This window comes from Klebsiella sp. CN_Kp066, assembly GCF_040065135.1.
Classification (GTDB): Bacteria; Pseudomonadota; Gammaproteobacteria; order Enterobacterales; family Enterobacteriaceae; genus Klebsiella; species Klebsiella oxytoca.
This window is the reverse complement of record NZ_JBEAIU010000002.1, coordinates 112,708-129,834: the sequence shown is the minus strand read 5'-3', so window position 1 is coordinate 129,834 and position 17,127 is coordinate 112,708. Positions and strand designations below refer to the sequence as shown.

Annotated in this window: 18 protein-coding genes and 1 riboswitch; of the genes, 8 read left to right on the top strand and 10 right to left on the bottom strand. The window is 55.9% G+C overall.

Features of this window, described 5'->3' with window-relative positions; genetic code table 11:
- The first annotated feature begins 1 nt into the window (after nt 1).
- Entirely contained in the window at nt 2–583 is a 582-nt protein-coding gene (locus ABLV75_RS01605; RefSeq protein WP_004105846.1) for an NAD(P)H-dependent oxidoreductase, read from the top strand.
- A 90-nt stretch (nt 584–673) separates the two neighbouring features.
- Entirely contained in the window at nt 674–988 is a 315-nt protein-coding gene (locus tag ABLV75_RS01600) for a putative quinol monooxygenase (protein WP_004105848.1), read from the top strand.
- Between the two features lie 42 nt (nt 989–1,030).
- Here the strand turns inward: ABLV75_RS01600 and parE are convergent, their stop codons facing one another.
- From parE to nudF, 5 genes are read right to left on the bottom strand one after another with little or no spacing between them, the layout of a single operon-like run.
- Nucleotides 1,031–2,926 (bottom strand): DNA topoisomerase IV subunit B, encoded by a 1,896-nt coding sequence (gene parE / locus ABLV75_RS01595; RefSeq protein ID WP_004105850.1) that lies wholly within the window; start codon nt 2,924–2,926, stop codon nt 1,031–1,033.
- Between the two features lie 30 nt (nt 2,927–2,956).
- Complete coding sequence (gene yqiA, locus ABLV75_RS01590; RefSeq protein WP_004105852.1) at nt 2,957–3,532, bottom strand: esterase YqiA; 576 nt, start codon at nt 3,530–3,532, stop codon at nt 2,957–2,959.
- Nucleotides 3,532–4,359, bottom strand: coding sequence for a 3',5'-cyclic-AMP phosphodiesterase (gene cpdA / locus ABLV75_RS01585; RefSeq protein ID WP_004105854.1), 828 nt, complete (start codon nt 4,357–4,359; stop codon nt 3,532–3,534). The genes yqiA and cpdA overlap by 1 nt, the downstream gene beginning before the upstream one ends.
- Before the next feature lie 24 nt (nt 4,360–4,383).
- The gene (locus ABLV75_RS01580) at nt 4,384–4,806 is read right to left on the bottom strand and encodes a DUF1249 family protein (protein WP_004105856.1); all 423 of its coding nucleotides are present in this window, start codon (nt 4,804–4,806) and stop codon (nt 4,384–4,386) included.
- Complete coding sequence (nudF, locus tag ABLV75_RS01575) at nt 4,803–5,435, bottom strand: ADP-ribose diphosphatase (protein WP_004105859.1); 633 nt, start codon at nt 5,433–5,435, stop codon at nt 4,803–4,805. Before nudF ends, ABLV75_RS01580 begins: the two co-directional genes overlap by 4 nt.
- A gap of 195 nt (nt 5,436–5,630) precedes the next feature.
- On the opposite strand from nudF, the gene tolC reads away from it, so the two are divergent.
- The 3 genes from tolC (at nt 5,631) to ABLV75_RS01560 (ending at nt 9,083) form a co-directional block, all read left to right on the top strand.
- Nucleotides 5,631–7,079 carry an outer membrane channel protein TolC gene (tolC, locus tag ABLV75_RS01570; RefSeq protein ID WP_004105860.1) on the top strand — a complete coding sequence of 483 codons (1,449 nt, stop codon included), beginning with the start codon at nt 5,631–5,633 and terminating at the stop codon, nt 7,077–7,079.
- A 169-nt stretch (nt 7,080–7,248) separates the two neighbouring features.
- Nucleotides 7,249–7,917, top strand: coding sequence for a DUF1190 family protein (locus ABLV75_RS01565; protein WP_004105863.1), 669 nt, complete (start codon nt 7,249–7,251; stop codon nt 7,915–7,917).
- A gap of 5 nt (nt 7,918–7,922) precedes the next feature.
- Nucleotides 7,923–9,083, top strand: a complete 1,161-nt coding sequence (locus tag ABLV75_RS01560) for a glutathionylspermidine synthase family protein (RefSeq protein WP_004105865.1) — start codon at nt 7,923–7,925, stop codon at nt 9,081–9,083.
- Between the two features lie 45 nt (nt 9,084–9,128).
- Here ABLV75_RS01560 and ygiD read toward each other — a convergent pair whose 3' ends face one another.
- Nucleotides 9,129–9,920, bottom strand: coding sequence for a 4,5-DOPA dioxygenase extradiol (gene ygiD / locus ABLV75_RS01555; RefSeq protein WP_004105868.1), 792 nt, complete (start codon nt 9,918–9,920; stop codon nt 9,129–9,131).
- 195 nt (nt 9,921–10,115) lie between these two features.
- Here ygiD and zupT point away from each other — a divergent pair, with 195 nt between their 5' ends.
- On the top strand, nt 10,116–10,886 hold the full coding sequence (gene zupT / locus ABLV75_RS01550) for a zinc transporter ZupT (protein WP_024274733.1): 771 nt from the start codon (nt 10,116–10,118) through the stop codon (nt 10,884–10,886).
- Nucleotides 10,887–10,947: 61 nt separating this feature from the next.
- Here the strand turns inward: zupT and ribB are convergent, their stop codons facing one another.
- On the bottom strand, nt 10,948–11,601 hold the full coding sequence (ribB, locus tag ABLV75_RS01545) for a 3,4-dihydroxy-2-butanone-4-phosphate synthase (protein ID WP_004105870.1): 654 nt from the start codon (nt 11,599–11,601) through the stop codon (nt 10,948–10,950).
- A 105-nt stretch (nt 11,602–11,706) separates the two neighbouring features.
- Nucleotides 11,707–11,858: riboswitch (FMN riboswitch) on the bottom strand.
- A gap of 120 nt (nt 11,859–11,978) precedes the next feature.
- Between ribB and ubiK the strand changes: the two genes are divergently transcribed.
- A complete protein-coding gene (ubiK, locus tag ABLV75_RS01540) occupies nt 11,979–12,260 on the top strand; it encodes a ubiquinone biosynthesis accessory factor UbiK (RefSeq protein WP_017145410.1) in 282 nt (93 codons plus the stop codon).
- Between the two features lie 53 nt (nt 12,261–12,313).
- Here ubiK and glgS read toward each other — a convergent pair whose 3' ends face one another.
- The gene (glgS, locus tag ABLV75_RS01535) at nt 12,314–12,523 is read right to left on the bottom strand and encodes a cell surface composition regulator GlgS (RefSeq protein WP_004115630.1); all 210 of its coding nucleotides are present in this window, start codon (nt 12,521–12,523) and stop codon (nt 12,314–12,316) included.
- Here glgS and ABLV75_RS01530 point away from each other — a divergent pair.
- A complete protein-coding gene (locus ABLV75_RS01530) occupies nt 12,515–12,643 on the top strand; it encodes a hypothetical protein (protein WP_306462301.1) in 129 nt (42 codons plus the stop codon). The genes glgS and ABLV75_RS01530 overlap by 9 nt on opposite strands.
- Before the next feature lie 153 nt (nt 12,644–12,796).
- On the opposite strand, the gene hldE is transcribed toward ABLV75_RS01530, so the two are convergent.
- Nucleotides 12,797–14,230, bottom strand: a complete 1,434-nt coding sequence (gene hldE, locus ABLV75_RS01525) for a bifunctional D-glycero-beta-D-manno-heptose-7-phosphate kinase/D-glycero-beta-D-manno-heptose 1-phosphate adenylyltransferase HldE (RefSeq protein WP_004115631.1) — start codon at nt 14,228–14,230, stop codon at nt 12,797–12,799.
- Between the two features lie 58 nt (nt 14,231–14,288).
- On the bottom strand, nt 14,289–17,123 hold the full coding sequence (glnE, locus tag ABLV75_RS01520; RefSeq protein ID WP_348854877.1) for a bifunctional [glutamate--ammonia ligase]-adenylyl-L-tyrosine phosphorylase/[glutamate--ammonia-ligase] adenylyltransferase: 2,835 nt from the start codon (nt 17,121–17,123) through the stop codon (nt 14,289–14,291).
- Between the last annotated feature and the right edge of the window lie 4 nt (nt 17,124–17,127).

Sequence of the window (17,127 nt, the reverse complement as noted above, 5' to 3'; positions counted from 1 at the left end):
AATGAGCAACATTCTGATTATCAACGGTGCGAAAAAATTCGCCCACTCTAACGGCCAGCTGAACGACACCCTGACCGAGGTCGCGGATGGTTATCTGCGCGACGCCGGGCATGATGTTAAGGTCGTCCGCGCCGAGAGCGAATACGATGTTAAAGAAGAGGTGCAGAATTTTCTCTGGGCTGACGTGGTTATCTGGCAGATGCCGGGCTGGTGGATGGGTGCGCCCTGGACGGTGAAAAAGTACATCGACGACGTCTTTACCGAAGGTCACGGAGCGCTGTACGCCAGCGATGGCCGCACCCGCTCCGATGCCAGTAAGAAATATGGTTCCGGCGGCCTGATTCAGGGCAAAAAATATATGCTGTCCCTGACCTGGAATGCGCCGATGGAAGCCTTCACCGAGAAAGATCAGTTTTTCCACGGCGTCGGCGTCGACGGCGTTTACCTGCCGTTCCATAAGGCTAACCAGTTCCTTGGGATGAGCGCCCTGCCGACCTTCATCGCCAACGATGTGATCAAAATGCCCGATGTTCCGCGTTATACGGCAGAATATCGCAAGCATCTGGCGGAAATTTTTGGTTAACTGTACTGAGTTATGAAAAGACGACAAGCGCGGCTACTCTGGCGGCGGCTTGAAGTATGATGAGAATACACAGAAGGAGTTGAGTTAACCATGTTGACAGTGATTGCTGAAATTCGCACTCGTCCGGGGCAACACCATCGTCAGGCGGTGCTGGATCAGTTCGCAAAAATTACCCCGACCGTTCTCCAGGAAGAGGGCTGTCACGGCTATGCGCCGCTGGTGGATCACGCCGCTGGCGTCAGTTTTCAGACCACCTCGCCGGACTCCATTGTCATGGTCGAGCAGTGGGAAAGCGTCGCCCATCTTGAAGCGCACCTGCAGACTCCGCACATGAAAGCCTACGGTGAAGCCGTTAAAGGCGACGTGCTGGAGATGAATATCCGTATTCTGGAATCCGGTATTTAAGCGCACAAAATAAATCGGCCAGTTCCCTGGCCGATTTTTTTATTACCCGTCCAGCTCAGCCAGATCGCCCTTCTCTTGTAGCCAGTTACGCCGATCTTCAGAACGCTTCTTCGCTAACAGCATGTCCATCATGGCAGTCGTCTGCTGTTCGTCCTCATCGTTGATAATCAGCTGCACCAGACGGCGGGTATTCGGATCCAGCGTCGTCTCACGCAGCTGCATCGGGTTCATCTCGCCCAGCCCTTTAAAGCGCTGTACGTTTGGCTTACCCTTCTTCCGCTTAAGCTGTTCCAGCACGCCGGTTTTCTCTTCTTCCGTCAGCGCGTAATACACCTCTTTACCGAGGTCGATACGGTATAGCGGCGGCAGCGCCACGTAAACATGGCCGTGTTTAACCAGATTACGGAAGTGTCTGACGAACAGCGCGCACAGCAGGGTTGCAATGTGCAGACCGTCGGAGTCGGCATCCGCCAGAATACAAATCTTGCCGTAGCGCAGCTGGCTCAGGTCGTCGCTATCCGGGTCGATACCGATGGCGACAGAAATGTCATGCACTTCCTGTGAAGCCAGTACTTCATCGGAAGAGACTTCCCAGGTGTTAAGGATTTTACCTTTCAGCGGCATGATCGCCTGATATTCGCGATCGCGCGCCTGCTTGGCAGAACCGCCCGCCGAATCCCCTTCCACAAGGAACAGTTCGGTTCGGTTCAAATCCTGGGCGGTGCAGTCCGCCAGCTTGCCGGGCAGCGCCGGACCGCTGGTTAGCTTTTTGCGCACCACTTTTTTCGCCGCGCGCAGGCGACGCTGGGCGCTGGAGATCGCCATTTCCGCCAGCAGCTCTGCCGACTGGACGTTCTGGTTTAGCCACAGGCTGAAGGCATCTTTGACGACTCCGGAAACAAACGCGGCGCACTGGCGTGAAGAGAGGCGCTCTTTGGTTTGCCCGGCAAACTGCGGATCCTGCATCTTCACGGAGAGTACGTAGGCGCAGCGCTCCCAGATATCTTCCGCCGACAGCTTCACGCCGCGCGGCAGGATGTTTCGGTATTCGCAAAACTCGCGCATGGCGTCCAGTAAGCCCTGGCGCAGGCCGTTAACGTGGGTTCCGCCCTGCATGGTAGGAATCAGGTTGACGTAGCTTTCGGTCAGCAGCTCGCCGCCTTCCGGCAGCCACAGCAGCGCCCAGTCGACCGCTTCGGTATCGCCAGAGAAGGTGCCGACGAACGGTTTTTCCGGCAGCAGAGGCAGGCCGTTAACCGCTTCGCTAAGATAGTCGGTCAGGCCATCAGCGTAGCACCAGCGCTGCTCGCTGTCGTTGACCAGATCGCGGAAAACAATCTCTACGCCCGGGCAAAGAACGGCCTTGGCTTTTAACAAATGCGAAAGGCGCGAGACGGAAAAACGTGGGCTATCAAAAAAGCTTTCATCCGGCCAGAAATGAACGCTGGTCCCGGTATTGCGCTTACCGCAGGTGCCGGTCACGTGGAGATCTTCCACTTTGTCGCCGTTTTCAAAGGCGATGCTATAGACCTGACCGTCGCGGCGCACGTTCACTTCAACGCGTTTCGATAAGGCGTTGACCACTGAAATCCCGACGCCGTGCAGGCCGCCGGAGAACTGGTAGTTCTTATTGGAGAACTTCCCTCCCGCGTGCAGGCGGCAAAGAATCAGTTCAACTGCCGGCACCCCCTCTTCAGGGTGGATATCCACCGGCATTCCGCGTCCATCGTCGATAACTTCCAGCGACTGATCGGCATGGAGAATGACCTCCACGCGTTTCGCGTGACCGGCCAGAGCCTCATCCACGCTGTTATCAATAACTTCCTGACCAAGATGGTTTGGTCGTGTGGTATCCGTGTACATTCCCGGACGGCGGCGAACCGGCTCTAGCCCGGTGAGTACCTCAATGGCATCAGCGTTATATGAAGATTGCGTCATGGTGTGTATTCGTAGGTCGTTCCGAACCGCTTAGCGCAGGCCCAGAAAATCGATAATCTGAGTGAAATGATCTTCAAAGCCAACAAATGCGTGATTACCGCCCTCCTCTACCGTTTGTCGGCAGGAGGCGAAAAAATCAACGGCCTGGCGGTAATCAAGCACTTCATCGCCCGTTTGCTGTAATAACCAGATTAAATCCGGCGCTTCCAGCGGGTCAATTTGCATGACTTTGAGATCGTAAATATGGCGTGACTCTAGCACATATTGCTGCCCCGTGTATGGATTCTCATTGGGGCCCAGGAAATTGTTCAGCAGCTCGAACGGGCGCACCGCAGGGTTCACTACCACCGCGGGCAGCATAAAACACTGCGATAGCCAGGTCGCATAATATCCCCCCAGCGAGGAGCCGACAACGCCCAGCGGTTCGCCGCCGTGTTCCAGCACGAGGGCCTCCAGATATTCCGCCGCTTGCGCAGGATAAACCGGGAGCTCAGGTATCACCATAGAGATGTGGGGATAAGTCCGCGCCAGCCACTCATTCAGCGCAGTCGCTTTTGCCGACCGCGGTGAGCTGTTAAAACCATGCAGGTAGAGAAGCGTAGACATCAGTATCCTTCTGAAGCGATATCCGGGTGAAATTTCACGCCTTCAAGGCGGCAAACTTCAGTGGTCAAGGTGCCGTCAGGATGCAGTTCCAGCCAGCGCCAGCCTGGGGAGACGGTATCGAGCGTGAAGTTAGCGCAGTGCGGCTTAAACTGCACGCAGGTGGATGGCGTGGCCATCATTCGCCGCCCGTTCCAGTCAAGGTCCAGCTCCTGGTGAATATGACCGCACAGCAGATGCTTAACGCGAGGAAAAGCAGCCAGCGCGCAATCAAGCGCCCCGGCATTGCGCAGGCTATGCTGATCCAGCCAGCTACAGCCTGACGGCAGAGGATGATGGTGTAACAGCAGCAGCGTGTAACGCTCAGGAACCTCCGTCAGCTTCTGCTCAAGCCACTCCAACTGGAAATCGCTCAGCTCGCCGTGCGGCACACCGAACACCTGGCTGTCCATCAGCAATATTTGCCAGTGGTCGCCCAGCAATACGCGTTTAGCGGGGGAGATGCCTGATTCCTGCAGCGTGCTGTACATCGCCGGTTGAAAATCATGATTGCCCGGTAGCCAGACGCAGGGTGCAGCAAAACTCGCGATGCCTTCAGCAAAATGCTGATAGGCCGCGGCGGAGTGATCTTGCGCCAGATCGCCTGTGGCAACAATCAGGTCGCATTCTCGCTGAGAGGCGTGGATAGCATCCAGTACAGCCTGATAGCTTTCCCAGGTATTGATACCTAACAGCGTTTCGTGTTTTTCAGCAAACAGGTGAGTATCAGTAATTTGTAATATCCTGACTCTGGCCTCACCAGCCAAAGGTAGGTTTAACAGGCTTTCCAAATGGTGTCCTTAGGTTTCACGACGCTAACAAACCGGAATCGCCATCGCTCCATGTGCTAAACAGTATCGCAGCCAATCGGCCAGAAACTGATTAATTTGATGCTTTTCGTCGCGTTGATGCAACTTTTTATTAGGATAATCATACCGCGCTTTGAAGCGAAAGATCTGCTGGCTTGAACACACTTCAGCGACCATTGCATCGTGATAGAGCCGTACCGTCATTGACGGCAGACTCCAGTAGCTTACCGCTGGCAGAGTCTGTTCAATCGCCACTAAGGTAGTGTAGCGGGTCGATTCGACGATCGTTAATCGGTATTGCGCATTGCCCACCTGGTAACTCACCTTTTCTCCCGCTGCATCCGTTCGCGGCAACAGGCGGCGCAGCTGAGCAAAATTGGTTTCACACAGGCGCATCATTTCAGGGAAGTCAGGTGTATAACGCTTCATTTTGTCCACTCGTTTCGTAAATTGTGATAATGCAGTTGCAGCCATTGCAGCGCAATGACAGAGGCTGCGTTGTCGATTTTCCCCTCTTCTACCCACCGATAAGCCTGTTCCCGGCTTACCACATGGACACGAATATCCTCATTTTCATCGGCCAGTCCGTGAATCCCCTTTGCCGTCGTTGCATCGACTTCACCCACCATAATAGACAGCCTTTCGCTGGTGCCGCCGGGGCTGGCCAGGTAACTCAGGACCGGCTTAATACGGCCGACATTAAGCCCGGCTTCTTCTACCGCCTCACGGCGGGCGACATCTTCAGGCGACTCGCCTTCTTCAATCATGCCGGCGACCATTTCGAGCAGCCACGGGCTCTCACTGGTATCATACGCCGCAATACGGATCTGCTCGACGAGCACCACTTCATCACGCACCGGGTCAAAGGGTAGCAAGACTGCTGCGTGACCGCGCTCAAAAATTTCGCGGGTCACCTCGCCGCTCATCTCACCGTTAAACAGGCGGTGGCGGAAACGATATAAATCGAGCGAAAAAAAACCACGATAGAGCGTTTCGCGTGCAATAATTTCTACATCGTTTTTAGAGAAGGTAATCTCCTGCTGATTGACATTACTCATTTCGATATCCTGTAGAATATGAAGTTATGAATTTATAGACGGTGTGGCTACCGTTTTATGGCGCGTATGTTAGATTGGTGCAAATTACCGCCCCATGGCACATAACGCCAACTTTTTACGGTAACAGACTCTATACAATCAGCGATTATTTTTAGAATTTGAGTAGCGCTAAATGCTTCACAACAAGGAATGCAAATGAAGAAACTCTTTCCCATCCTTATCGGCCTGGGCCTGACTGGCTTCAGCGCCATGAGCCAGGCAGAAAACCTGCTGCAGGTTTATCAGCAGGCGCGTATCAGTAACCCTGATCTGCGTAAATCAGCAGCCGATCGTGATGCCGCATTCGAGAAGATCAACGAAGCGCGTAGCCCATTACTGCCGCAGCTCGGTCTGGGTGCGGACTATACCTATACCAGCGGCTTCCGTGATTATAAAGACCAGAACTCTAACGTTACCAGCGGCTCGCTACAGCTCACGCAGGTCCTGTTCGATATGTCGAAGTGGCGCGCGCTGACGCTGCAGGAAAAACAAGCCGGTATTCAGGACGTCACCTACCAGACGGACCAGCAAACGCTGATCCTCAATACCGCAACCGCCTATTTTAAAGTGCTGGCCGCGATCGATACGCTCTCCTATACCGAAGCGCAGAAACAGGCGATTTATCGTCAGTTAGATCAGACCACCCAGCGCTTTAACGTTGGCCTGGTTGCCATCACTGACGTACAAAACGCCCGCTCGCAGTACGATGCTGTGCTGGCGAACGAAGTGACCGCGCGCAACGATCTCGATAACGCCGTCGAAGAACTGCGCCAGGTGACCGGCAACTACTATCCAGAACTGGCGTCGCTCAACGTGGATGGTTTTAAAACCAACAAACCGTCAGCCGTTAACGCGCTGCTGAAAGAAGCGGAAAGCCGTAACCTGTCGCTGCTGCAGGCGCGTCTGAGCCAGGATCTGGCGCGCGAGCAGATTCGCCAGGCGCAGGATGGGCATCTGCCGACCCTGAATTTGAACGCATCCAGCGGAGTATCTAATAACCGCTACAGCGGCTCTAAGAGCATTTCACAGGACGCTGACGTAGGGCAGAACAAAATCGGCCTTAGCTTCTCCCTGCCGTTGTATCAGGGCGGAATGGTGAACTCTCAGGTTAAACAGGCGCAGTACAACTTTGTCGGCGCCAGCGAACAGCTGGAAAGCGCCCACCGTAGCGTGGTGCAGACCGTTCGTTCATCTTTTAACAACGTGAACGCGTCTATCAGCAGCATTAATGCCTACAAACAGGCCGTGGTTTCCGCGCAAAGTTCCCTGGATGCTATGGAAGCGGGTTATTCGGTAGGTACGCGTACCATCGTCGATGTCCTGGACGCGACCACTACGCTGTATAACGCAAAACAGCAACTGTCCAACGCGCGTTATAACTACCTGATTAACGAGCTGAACATCAAATCCGCACTCGGTACGCTGAACGAGCAGGATCTGGTTGCGCTGAACAATACGCTGGGCAAGTCTATTCCGACTTCACCGGATAGCGTCGCGCCGGAAAATCCTCAGCAGGATGCCAGCGCCGACGGCTACAGCAACACCGCCGCGGCAAAACCAGCATCAGCACGCAGCACCAGCGGCAGCAACCCGTTCCGCCAGTAGTCCGCTTGCGTCGTCCGCGCTTCGCTTACCCACACGGGTAAGCGAAGCGTTAAACGTAAGGCAACGTAAAGATCTCCCGCTTTCCGCCCCTATTCGCTTCATTTTCCACCACTCATCCTCTATCCTGAGCGTTAACAAAACGCATACCACTGGGTCCAGGAAGACAATCATGAAACGGACAAAAAATATTAATCACGCCTCCTTTCGCAAAAGCTGGAGCGCGCGCCATTTAACTCCCGTTGCGCTTGCCGTTACGGCCGTGTTTATGCTCGCCGGTTGTGAACAAAGCGATGAAACGGTTTCTCTTTATCAAAACGCCGATGACTGCTCTGCCGCCAACCCGAGCAAAGCCGCAGAGTGCACCACTGCCTACAATAACGCGCTTAAAGAAGCGGAACGTACAGCCCCTAAATACGCCTCCCGCGAAGACTGCGTCGCCGAGTTCGGTGAAGGTCAGTGCCAGCAGGCGCCGGCTCAGGCCGGTATGGCTCCGGAAAACCAGGCTCAGGCGCAAAGCAGCGGCAGCTTCTGGATGCCGCTGATGGCTGGCTACATGATGGGCCGGATGATGGGCGGCGGAATGGGCGCTCAGCAGCCGCTGTTCAGCTCAAAAAACCCGGCCAGCCCGGCCTATGGTAAATATACCGACGCTGGCGGTAAGAGCTACGGCGCAGCGCAGCCGGGCCGTACCATGAACGTGCCGAAAACCGCAATGGCGCCAAAACCGGCCACCACCAGCACCGTGACGCGCGGCGGATTTGGCGACTCGGTCGCCAAGCAGTCAACAATGCAGCGCAGCTCGGCGAGCTCCTCTTCATCACGCTCGATGGGCGGCTAAGCGACATGGAAAGAATCAGCATTACCGAGCGCCCGGACTGGCGTGAAAAAGCGACAGAATATGGTTTTAACTTTCACACCATGTACGGCGAGCCGTACTGGAGCGAAGAAGCTTATTACAAACTGACGCTGGCGCAGGTTGAGAAGCTCGAAGACGTCACGGCAGAACTGCACCAGATGTGTCTGCAGGCGGTTGAAAAAGTCATCGCCAGCGATGATTTAATGACCAAATTCCGCATCCCCAAACATACCTGGGGATTCGTGCGTCAGTCGTGGAAAACCCATCAGCCCTCGCTGTATTCGCGTCTCGATCTGGCGTGGGACGGCGTCGGTGAGCCGAAACTGCTGGAGAACAATGCCGATACGCCGACCTCGCTGTACGAAGCGGCATTCTTCCAGTGGATCTGGATGGAAGATCAGCTGAACGCCGGTCAGCTGCCTGCGGGCAGCGATCAGTTTAACAGCCTGCAGGAGAAGCTGATCGATCGCTTCAGCGAGCTTCGCGAGCAGTTCGGCTTCCAGTTGCTCCACATGGCCTGCTGCCGCGATACCGTTGAAGACCGTGGCACCGTGCAGTATTTACAGGACTGCGCCGCAGAAGCGGGCGTGGCTACTGAGTTTCTCTACATCGAAGATATTGGACTGGGTGAAAAAGGCCAGTTTACCGACCTGCAGGATCAGGTGATTGGTAATCTGTTCAAGCTCTATCCGTGGGAATACATGCTGCGCGAGGTGTTCTCCACTAAGCTGGAAGATGCAGGCGTGCGCTGGCTGGAGCCGGCCTGGAAGAGCATCATCTCCAACAAAGCGCTGCTGCCGCTGCTGTGGGAGATGTTCCCCAACCATCCGAACCTGCTGGCCGCTTATTTCAGCGAAGATGCGCACCCGGAAATGGACAAGTACGTTATCAAGCCCATTTTCTCCCGCGAAGGCGCTAACATTTCTATTGTTGAAAACGGCAAAGTGCTGGAGGCGGTAGAAGGTCCGTACGGTGAAGAAGGCACCATCGTGCAGGAGTTCTATCCGTTGCCGAAGTTTGGCGACAGCTACACGCTCATCGGCAGCTGGCTGATTAACGACCAGCCGGCGGGTATTGGCATTCGCGAAGACCGGGCGATGATCACCCAGGATCTGTCGCGTTTTTATCCGCACATTTTCGTTGAGTAACCTCTAACCCCGGCAGTATCGCGTACGGCCGGGGTTTATCTGTTCTCAAGCGCCAATCACCACTGACAGCATGCTCAGGGATCCCATTTCCATTCCTTCTACCGGGATCGTAATCGGCTCCTCGCCGTCCCAGGCCCCCAGTACGTACAGCAGCGGCAGGAAGTGATCGGCCGTTGGGTTAGATAACGATCCGCCTTCATGCGTCAGGTAATTCACCAGCGGATGTTCCGCCACGGGGCCTTTCCATGCCAGGTTCGCCTTCACGTAGTTATTAAACGACTCCGCCCAGGGATAGGCCGTATTCTCGCCGTGCCAGCGTGCGGTGCGCAGGTTATGCACCACGTTGCCGCTTGCCACCAGCATAATGCCTTCATCGCGCAGCTGAGCCAGCTTACGCCCCATTTCGAAATGCCATGCGGCGGGTTTCGTGCTATCAATACTTAGCTGCACCATCGGAATATCGGCGTCGGGATACATTTTAATCAACACGCCCCATGAACCATGGTCAAAGCCCCAGGCTTCTTTATCCAGCGTCACCGGCACCGGCGCCAGCAGCTCAACCAGGCGCTGAGCCAGTTCAGGTGAACCCGGAGCCGGATAATGCATATCGTATAGCGCCTGTGGAAAACCGCCAAAATCATGAATCGTTTTCGGCGCTTCCATCGCCGTCACTCCCGTACCGCGAGTGAACCAGTGAGCGGAGATAACCACGATGGCTTTCGGCCGCGGTAAAGTCTCGCCCAGATGCCGCCAGGCGCGAGTATAGATGTTATCTTCCAGCACGTTCATCGGGCTGCCATGGCCTAAAAATAGCGCGGGCATGCGGATACGGGACATAGTGATATCCTTGATTGAGAGAGAGTTGATGTATTTACATTACGCGCTTTTGATTCAGGATAAACTCAGATAAGCATGATGATGATCGTCAGAAAATTTGAATGTAAGGGGCGGTAAAGAGTGAATCCGTGCACTCGCGATCGTCTATGAATAGCGATATTCTCAATAAGAATCATTTTCATAAGGAGGTGAATGTTGTCCTCACCCATCATTTTGACTCTGCTGGCAGGGAGCGCCACCTTTATTGGGGCAATATTCGGCGTGCTCGGCCAGAAACCCTCGAACCGCTTATTGGGTTTCTCTCTGGGTTTCGCCGCCGGGATCATGCTACTCATTTCCTTAATGGAGATGCTGCCCGCTGCGCTGGCGACTGAAGGCATGTCGCCGCTGCTCGGCTACGGCATGTTTATCATCGGCCTTCTGGGCTACTTTGCGCTTGACCGCATGCTGCCTCACGCCCATGCGCAAGATCTGATGAACCCCGGCATCTCCCGCCCGCGAAATCTGCGACGTACGGCGATATTGCTGACGTTAGGCATTAGCCTACATAACTTTCCTGAAGGTATTGCCACTTTTGTGACGGCCAGCAATAACCTTGAGCTGGGCATGGGGGTCGCGTTAGCCGTCGCGCTGCATAACATCCCGGAAGGGCTGGCAGTAGCAGGGCCGGTCTATGCCGCCACGGGTTCCAGGAGTAAAGCGGTATTCTGGGCAGGGCTTTCCGGGATGGCGGAAATCTTCGGCGGCGTGCTGGCCTGGCTGGTACTGGGCAGCGTGATCTCTCCGGTGATGATGGGCGCGGTCATGGCCGCGGTTGCCGGTATTATGATTGCGCTATCGGTTGATGAGCTCATGCCGCTGGCGAAAGAACTCGATCCGCAAAGCAACCCGAGCTATGGCGTGTTGTGCGGAATGTCGGTAATGGGATTAAGCCTGGTGGTTTTGCAAACGGTAGGGATTGGCTAAACAAAAGCTAAAAACAATAAAGCCCACCATAAGGCGGGCTTTATTCAGCAACCAGCGGCAATTAGCTGGCTTTACGCTCGTGTTCGCGACGGTAAGCCACTAAATCTTCAATGGTGACTACTTCCATATTGTGCTGTTTAGCAAACTCAATGCACTGCGGCGCACGCGCCATAGAGCCGTCGTCGTTAGTCAGTTCGCACAGTACGCCCGCCGGTTTGAGGCCAGCCAGGGTGACCAGATCGATTGTAGCTTCGGTGTGGCCGCCGCGGGTCAGAACGCCGCCCGGCTGAGCGCGCAGCGGGAAAACGTGGCCAGGACGGTTCAGGTCTGACGGCTTCGCGCCATCGGCAATTGCCGCACGTACGGTCGTTACGCGGTCAGCGGCGGAAACGCCGGTAGTCACGCCTTCAGCAGCTTCGATGGTGACGGTAAAACCGGTACCGTAGGCGCTGGTGTTGTTCTCTACCATCATTGGCAGGTCGAGCTGTTTACGACGATCTTCCGTCAGGCACAGGCAGACAATGCCGCTACCGTGGCGAATGGTCAACGCCATCTGCTCAACGGTCATGGTTTCTGCGGCGAAAATCATATCGCCTTCGTTTTCACGGTCTTCATCGTCAAGTACCATCACACCGCGGCCTTCGCGCAGTGCATCTAAAGCACGTTCCACACGTTCAAAAGCGGTACCAAAAGAGGAAAGTAGCGTCTGATTCATGGTAAATAAACCTCATTAATTGTATGGTTACCAGAATCAGGGCAGTCTTAGGAGCGCCGGTTTAGCGGCAAAAGTCAACGCAAGCGGGCGAAAACCCGACTGAGCCGTTACTCTCTCCCATCCGGACTCTAACCGTCGGCCCCGGAATTACACCGGATCTGCTGACCTTTCTGCATTTACAGAAAGCGCTCGCGGGCTTTCAACGCTATGGTTGATTTACCGCCGGTGGGGAATTTCGCCCCGCCCTGAGAATAAGCGAAGTAACTATAACGCTATTGACTATCGTCGGCAATGCATAAGCTTCAAACATTTATGGTTTATAGGTACCGCCGATCGCACTACAATGAGCGAATAACCGACCAGAGCAGGAAACCACCATGATTGACCCGAAAAAAATTGAACAAATCGCCCGCCAGGTTCATGAATCGATGCCGAAGGGGCTCCGCGATCTGGGGGAAGACGTGGAGAAAAAAATTCGTCAGGTGCTCCAGTCGCAGTTAACTCGCCTGGACCTGGTAAGCCGCGAAGAGTTCGACGTGCAGACGCAGGTGCTGCTGCGCACGCGTGAAAAGCTGGCGCTTCTGGAGCAACGTCTGAGCGAGCTGGAAAATCGTCCTCTAAACGCGCCGGCGACGCCGGACGCCGAAGAGAAGCTCTAAAAATAAGCAACGGGCCGTCAGGCCCGTTGTCGTATCGGTTGAGGGTAAGTAGATTAGTGCTCCAGCTCCGCTTCAGGGGTCATGGCTTTATTCGCCTGCTGGCAGTAAAGTTCATAGCGTTGACAAAACCATTCACGATGCTCTTCATCCATATTGCCGACAATGGCCTGAAGATCGACGGGCTGACCTTGTGCGTTCATTCTGGCGAAACTCTGGGCCAGAAAATCAAAATTCTTCATTAAATACATGTCTTTATTCTTCATACGCATACTCCTTCAGCCGTTGGTGTTCTGATTGGTCATATGCTTTTTACTGACTTCAGTATTTATCCTTACCTTAACTTTTTTTGTACGAAAAATGCGCCTGAAATGGCTATTTATTGAGCCAAATCATTTATGCCGTCATTAAATAGAAAGAGGCCCACGATTAGACGATCGCGGGCCTCTGTTGTACGAATTTGCAGCGTTATCGCTGGTTACGCTTATTTTCGCTTACCAGATCCGGATTAGCAGCCGCTCCAGTGAAGAGAGAAAACATTACTGATTGTTATCTTTCTGGATCTTCCTGATGATATTGGTCGTTGAGCAGCCATCTTCGAAGTTGAGCACCAGCACCTCGCCGCCGTTTGCCCACACCTCTTCGCTGCCGGCAATCTGCTCCGGCTTATAGTCCCCACCTTTCACCAGCAGATCCGGCAGAATTCCGGCAATCAGCCGCTGCGGAGTATCTTCTTCAAAAGAAACCACCCAGTCGACGGCCTCCAGCGCGCCCAGCACGATCATTCGCTGATCCAGCGGGTTGACCGGACGAGACTCGCCTTTCAGACGCCGGGTTGAAGCATCGCTGTTCACCGCGACAATCAGCCTGTCACCCAGTTTGCGAGCGTTCGCCAGGTAGGAAACGTGGCCCGCGTGTAAAATATCGAACACGCCGTTGGTCATCACAACTTTCTCGCCGCGCTTGCGCGCCGCGGCTACCGCCAGCTTGAGTTCTTCTTCGCTCATCACGCCAAAACCGGTCTCGGAGCGCCCGCGTACCGCGTTCTCCAGTTCGATAGGCGAAACGGTAGAGGTACCGAGTTTACCCACCACGACGCCAGCCGCCGCGTTGGCAAAGTAGCAAGCTTCTTCCAGAGTATTGCCGGAAGCCAGCGTCGCCGCCAGCACGCCGATGACCGTGTCGCCCGCGCCGGTAACGTCATAGACTTCCTGGGCCTGCGTGGGCATATGCAGCGGCGGTCGCCCCGGCTGCAGCAGCGTCATCCCCTGCTCGGAACGGGTCACCAGCAGCGCAGAGAGGTCGAAATCGGCGATGATTTTCATGCCGCGTTCAACGATCTCTTCTTCATCCTTACATTTACCCGCTACCGCCTCAAATTCTGAGAGGTTAGGCGTCAGCAGGGTAGCGCCGCGATAGCGTTCAAAATCCGTGCCTTTCGGATCGATAAGCACCGGAACGCCCGCATCGCGCGCCAGCTTGATCATGGTCTGGACGCTGGTCAGCGCGCCTTTGGCGTAATCAGAGAGCACCAGGGCGCCAATAGAGCCCAGCGCCTGCTGAATACGTTCGTGCATCGGCTGCGGATCGACGCCGGAGAACCCTTCTTCAAAATCGAGACGAATCAGCTGCTGGTTGCGCGACAGCACGCGCAGTTTGGTAATCGTCGGATGCGTCGGGACGGATACGAAGTCGCACTTCACGTTGACGTCAGCCAGCGCCTTACTTAACGCACGGGCGGCATCGTCAATCCCGGTCAGACCAACGAGGCGGGAGGTCGCGCCGAGCGACGCAATGTTCATCGCCACGTTTGCCGCGCCGCCAGGACGTTCTTCGATATTTTCCACCTTCACCACCGGTACCGGCGCTTCCGGCGAAATACGGCTGGTGGGACCATACCAGTAGCGGTCCAGCATCACATCGCCAACCACCAACACTCCTGCACGTTCAAACTCTGGCAGCGTTACTTTCATTACTCTCTCCTGCGAGACGCAAACTTTGCGCGCGATAATAGCACACCCGGTTTTTTAGTTAAGCCATCAACCACTTCTGCCAGCTGGCGCTGACCTGTTCACGCTCCTGGCTAAACGCATCTGGCGCCACGTGCCCCGGCTGTTCCTGCAGCGCCAGGTGATGTAGCGCATCGCGCAGCGTAGTGTAAGCGTGAGTTAACGCCCTCGCCTCTGCCTCGTCCATAATGTCGTTCTGCGCCAGCAGTTCCAGGATACGAACGTTATCGGACCAGCGCGTGAGCTTCGGTTTATCACTGGCATAGCGTAGGACCAGATACTGAGTAATAAATTCAATATCGGTGATCCCACCGGCATCGGCTTTAATATCAAAGCGATCGTGATGCTTATTCCCCAGGTGAGCGCGCATTTTTTCGCGCATTTCCCGCACTTCGGTCTGCAGTTTTTCGCCTTCTCGCGGGGTAGTAAGAATATCCCGACGAATGGCGTCAAAGCGCGCCTGTAGCTCAGGATCGCCATACACTACGCGGGCGCGAACCAGCGCCTGGTGTTCCCATGTCCATGCCTCATTCTGCTGATAATCAGCAAAGGAATCGGCGGTAGTGACCAGCATCCCCGCTGCGCCAGAGGGGCGTAAGCGAGCATCCACTTCGTACAGAATGCCTGACGAGGTGCGGGTACTGAAAAGATGCATGATGCGCTGCGCCAGGCGCAGATAAAACTGACGGCCGTCGATTTCGCGTTCGCCGTCGGTCATCACCTCCATCGGGCAATCGTGGAGGAACACCAAATCGAGATCGGAACTGTAGCCCAGCTCCCAGCCCCCCAGCTTGCCGTAGCCGACCACCGCAAAACCGCGCCCCTGGCGATCGTGCAGGTGCGTCGGCTGCCCGTAACGGGCCACCATCTGCAGCCATGCCTGCTGGACGACTGCGTCAATCATCGCCTCCGCCAGCCATGTTAAGTGATCGCTCACTTTCATCACTGGCAGCGTTCCGGCGATATCGGCCGCAGCGATGTGCAGCAGCTGCGCCTGCTTAAACTGGCGTAGCGCCTCCAGCTGCTGCTCTTCATCATCTTCCGGTACGCGCAGCAGATACTGGCGCAGTTCATCGCGATAGGCATCGGTGGCCGTTGGCTGATAAAGCGTATTCGGGTCCAGCAGTTCGTCCAGCAGCAGCGGATGGCGGGCCAGCTGACTGGCGACCATCGGCGACGCCGCGCACAGGCTAATCAGGTGCTTTAACGCGCCGGGGAATTCGCTCAGCAGCTCCAGGTAAGTGGTGCGGGTGACAATTCCGGTGAGCAGCGGCGTAATACGCGCCAGCGGTACCGGAGCATCGGCGCGCGAACAAATTTCGCTAAGCAGATGCGGCATGAGCTGGTCAAGCACCTGACGACCGCGCGGACCAATCGTGCGCCGGTCCAGCTCTTTGCGAAAATCGGCGATCAGCGCCAGCACGCTGCGGCGATCGCTGTCTACAAGATGCGCCAGCGCCGGGCTGGTATCATCTTCCTGCAGCGCGTCCTGCCACAGCTCGCGCCAGTACTCTTCAAGCTGCTCATCCGGCGACTGCGTTTCATCGTCGCCGATCAGTTCATTAAACACGCGCCGCACGTTAGCCATCTGTTCCGCCAGCCGCGCGCTGAGTGTCTCCCAGTCGGCAACGCCCATCCCCCAGGCCAGCCGGGCGCGATTAAGTTCATCCTGCGGCAAGGTTTGCGTCTGCTCGTCGTTGATGCTTTGCAGCAGGTTTTCCAGGCGACGCAAAAACAGATAGGCTTCGCGCAGCCTCTGCGCATCCCCTTCCGGCAGCAGATGTAGCTCTTCGATGGCGGCCAGCGTCGGCAGCAGCGCCCGCTGCTGCAGCATTGGCTCACGGCCGCCGCGAATCAGCTGGAAGACCTGGACGATAAACTCCACTTCTCGGATGCCGCCCGCGCCGAGCTTGATATTGTCTTTTAATCCCCGGCGGCGCACTTCCCGGGCAATCATGCCCTTCATGTTGCGCAAAGACTGAATCACGCTGAAATCGATATAGCGGCGGAAGACAAACGGCCGCAGCATGGCGCGCAGCTCGTTGGCATAGACGCCATCGTTATCGCCCATAATTCGCGCTTTCACCATCGCGTAGCGCTCCCAATCGCGTCCCTGCTCCTGGTAATAATCTTCCAGCGCGGCAAAGCTCAACACCAGCGGACCGCTATCGCCAAACGGGCGCAGGCGCATATCCACGCGGTAGACAAAGCCATCCTGGGTGGGCTGATCCAGTACCTTAATCAGGCGCTGCCCGAGGCGGGTAAAAAACTGGGCGTTATCCAGTTCGCGACGACCGCCGCGCGTGGCGCCATGTTCCGGCCAGGCGAAAATCAGATCGATGTCGGAGGAGAAGTTCAGCTCGCCGCCGCCGAGCTTGCCCATCCCGAGGATGAGTAGCGGCTGCGGCGAACCTTCAGCATTACATGGAGTGCCCCATTCGCGACAGCAGGCAGCGTATAGCCAGTCGCGCGCGGCGACGATTAAGGTCTCCGCCAGCGCGCTTAGCTGCTGCAGGCTGCTCTCTTCGCTGACCAGCGATAGCGCCTGGGCCCAGGCGATACGCACCATAATCCGACGGCGAAACTGGCGCAGCTCGCGCATCAGCACGGCTTCATCATTGACCTCGGCCAGGCGCACCTGCAGCCATTCGGCGTAGTGATGCCACTCCTGCGCCTCGGGGGGCGCACTTTCAAGCTCCGCCAGCCACTGCGGCTGCGCGATCAGACTCTGTTCGACGAAATCGCTGAATGCCATAACTGATTGCGCCCGATCGCTCAACGTCGATACGGGAAAATCCGCTGGCAGCCGGCCAGCGACCGTCTGCCAGTGCTGCTGTAATTGCGAAGAAAGCGGCATCTTA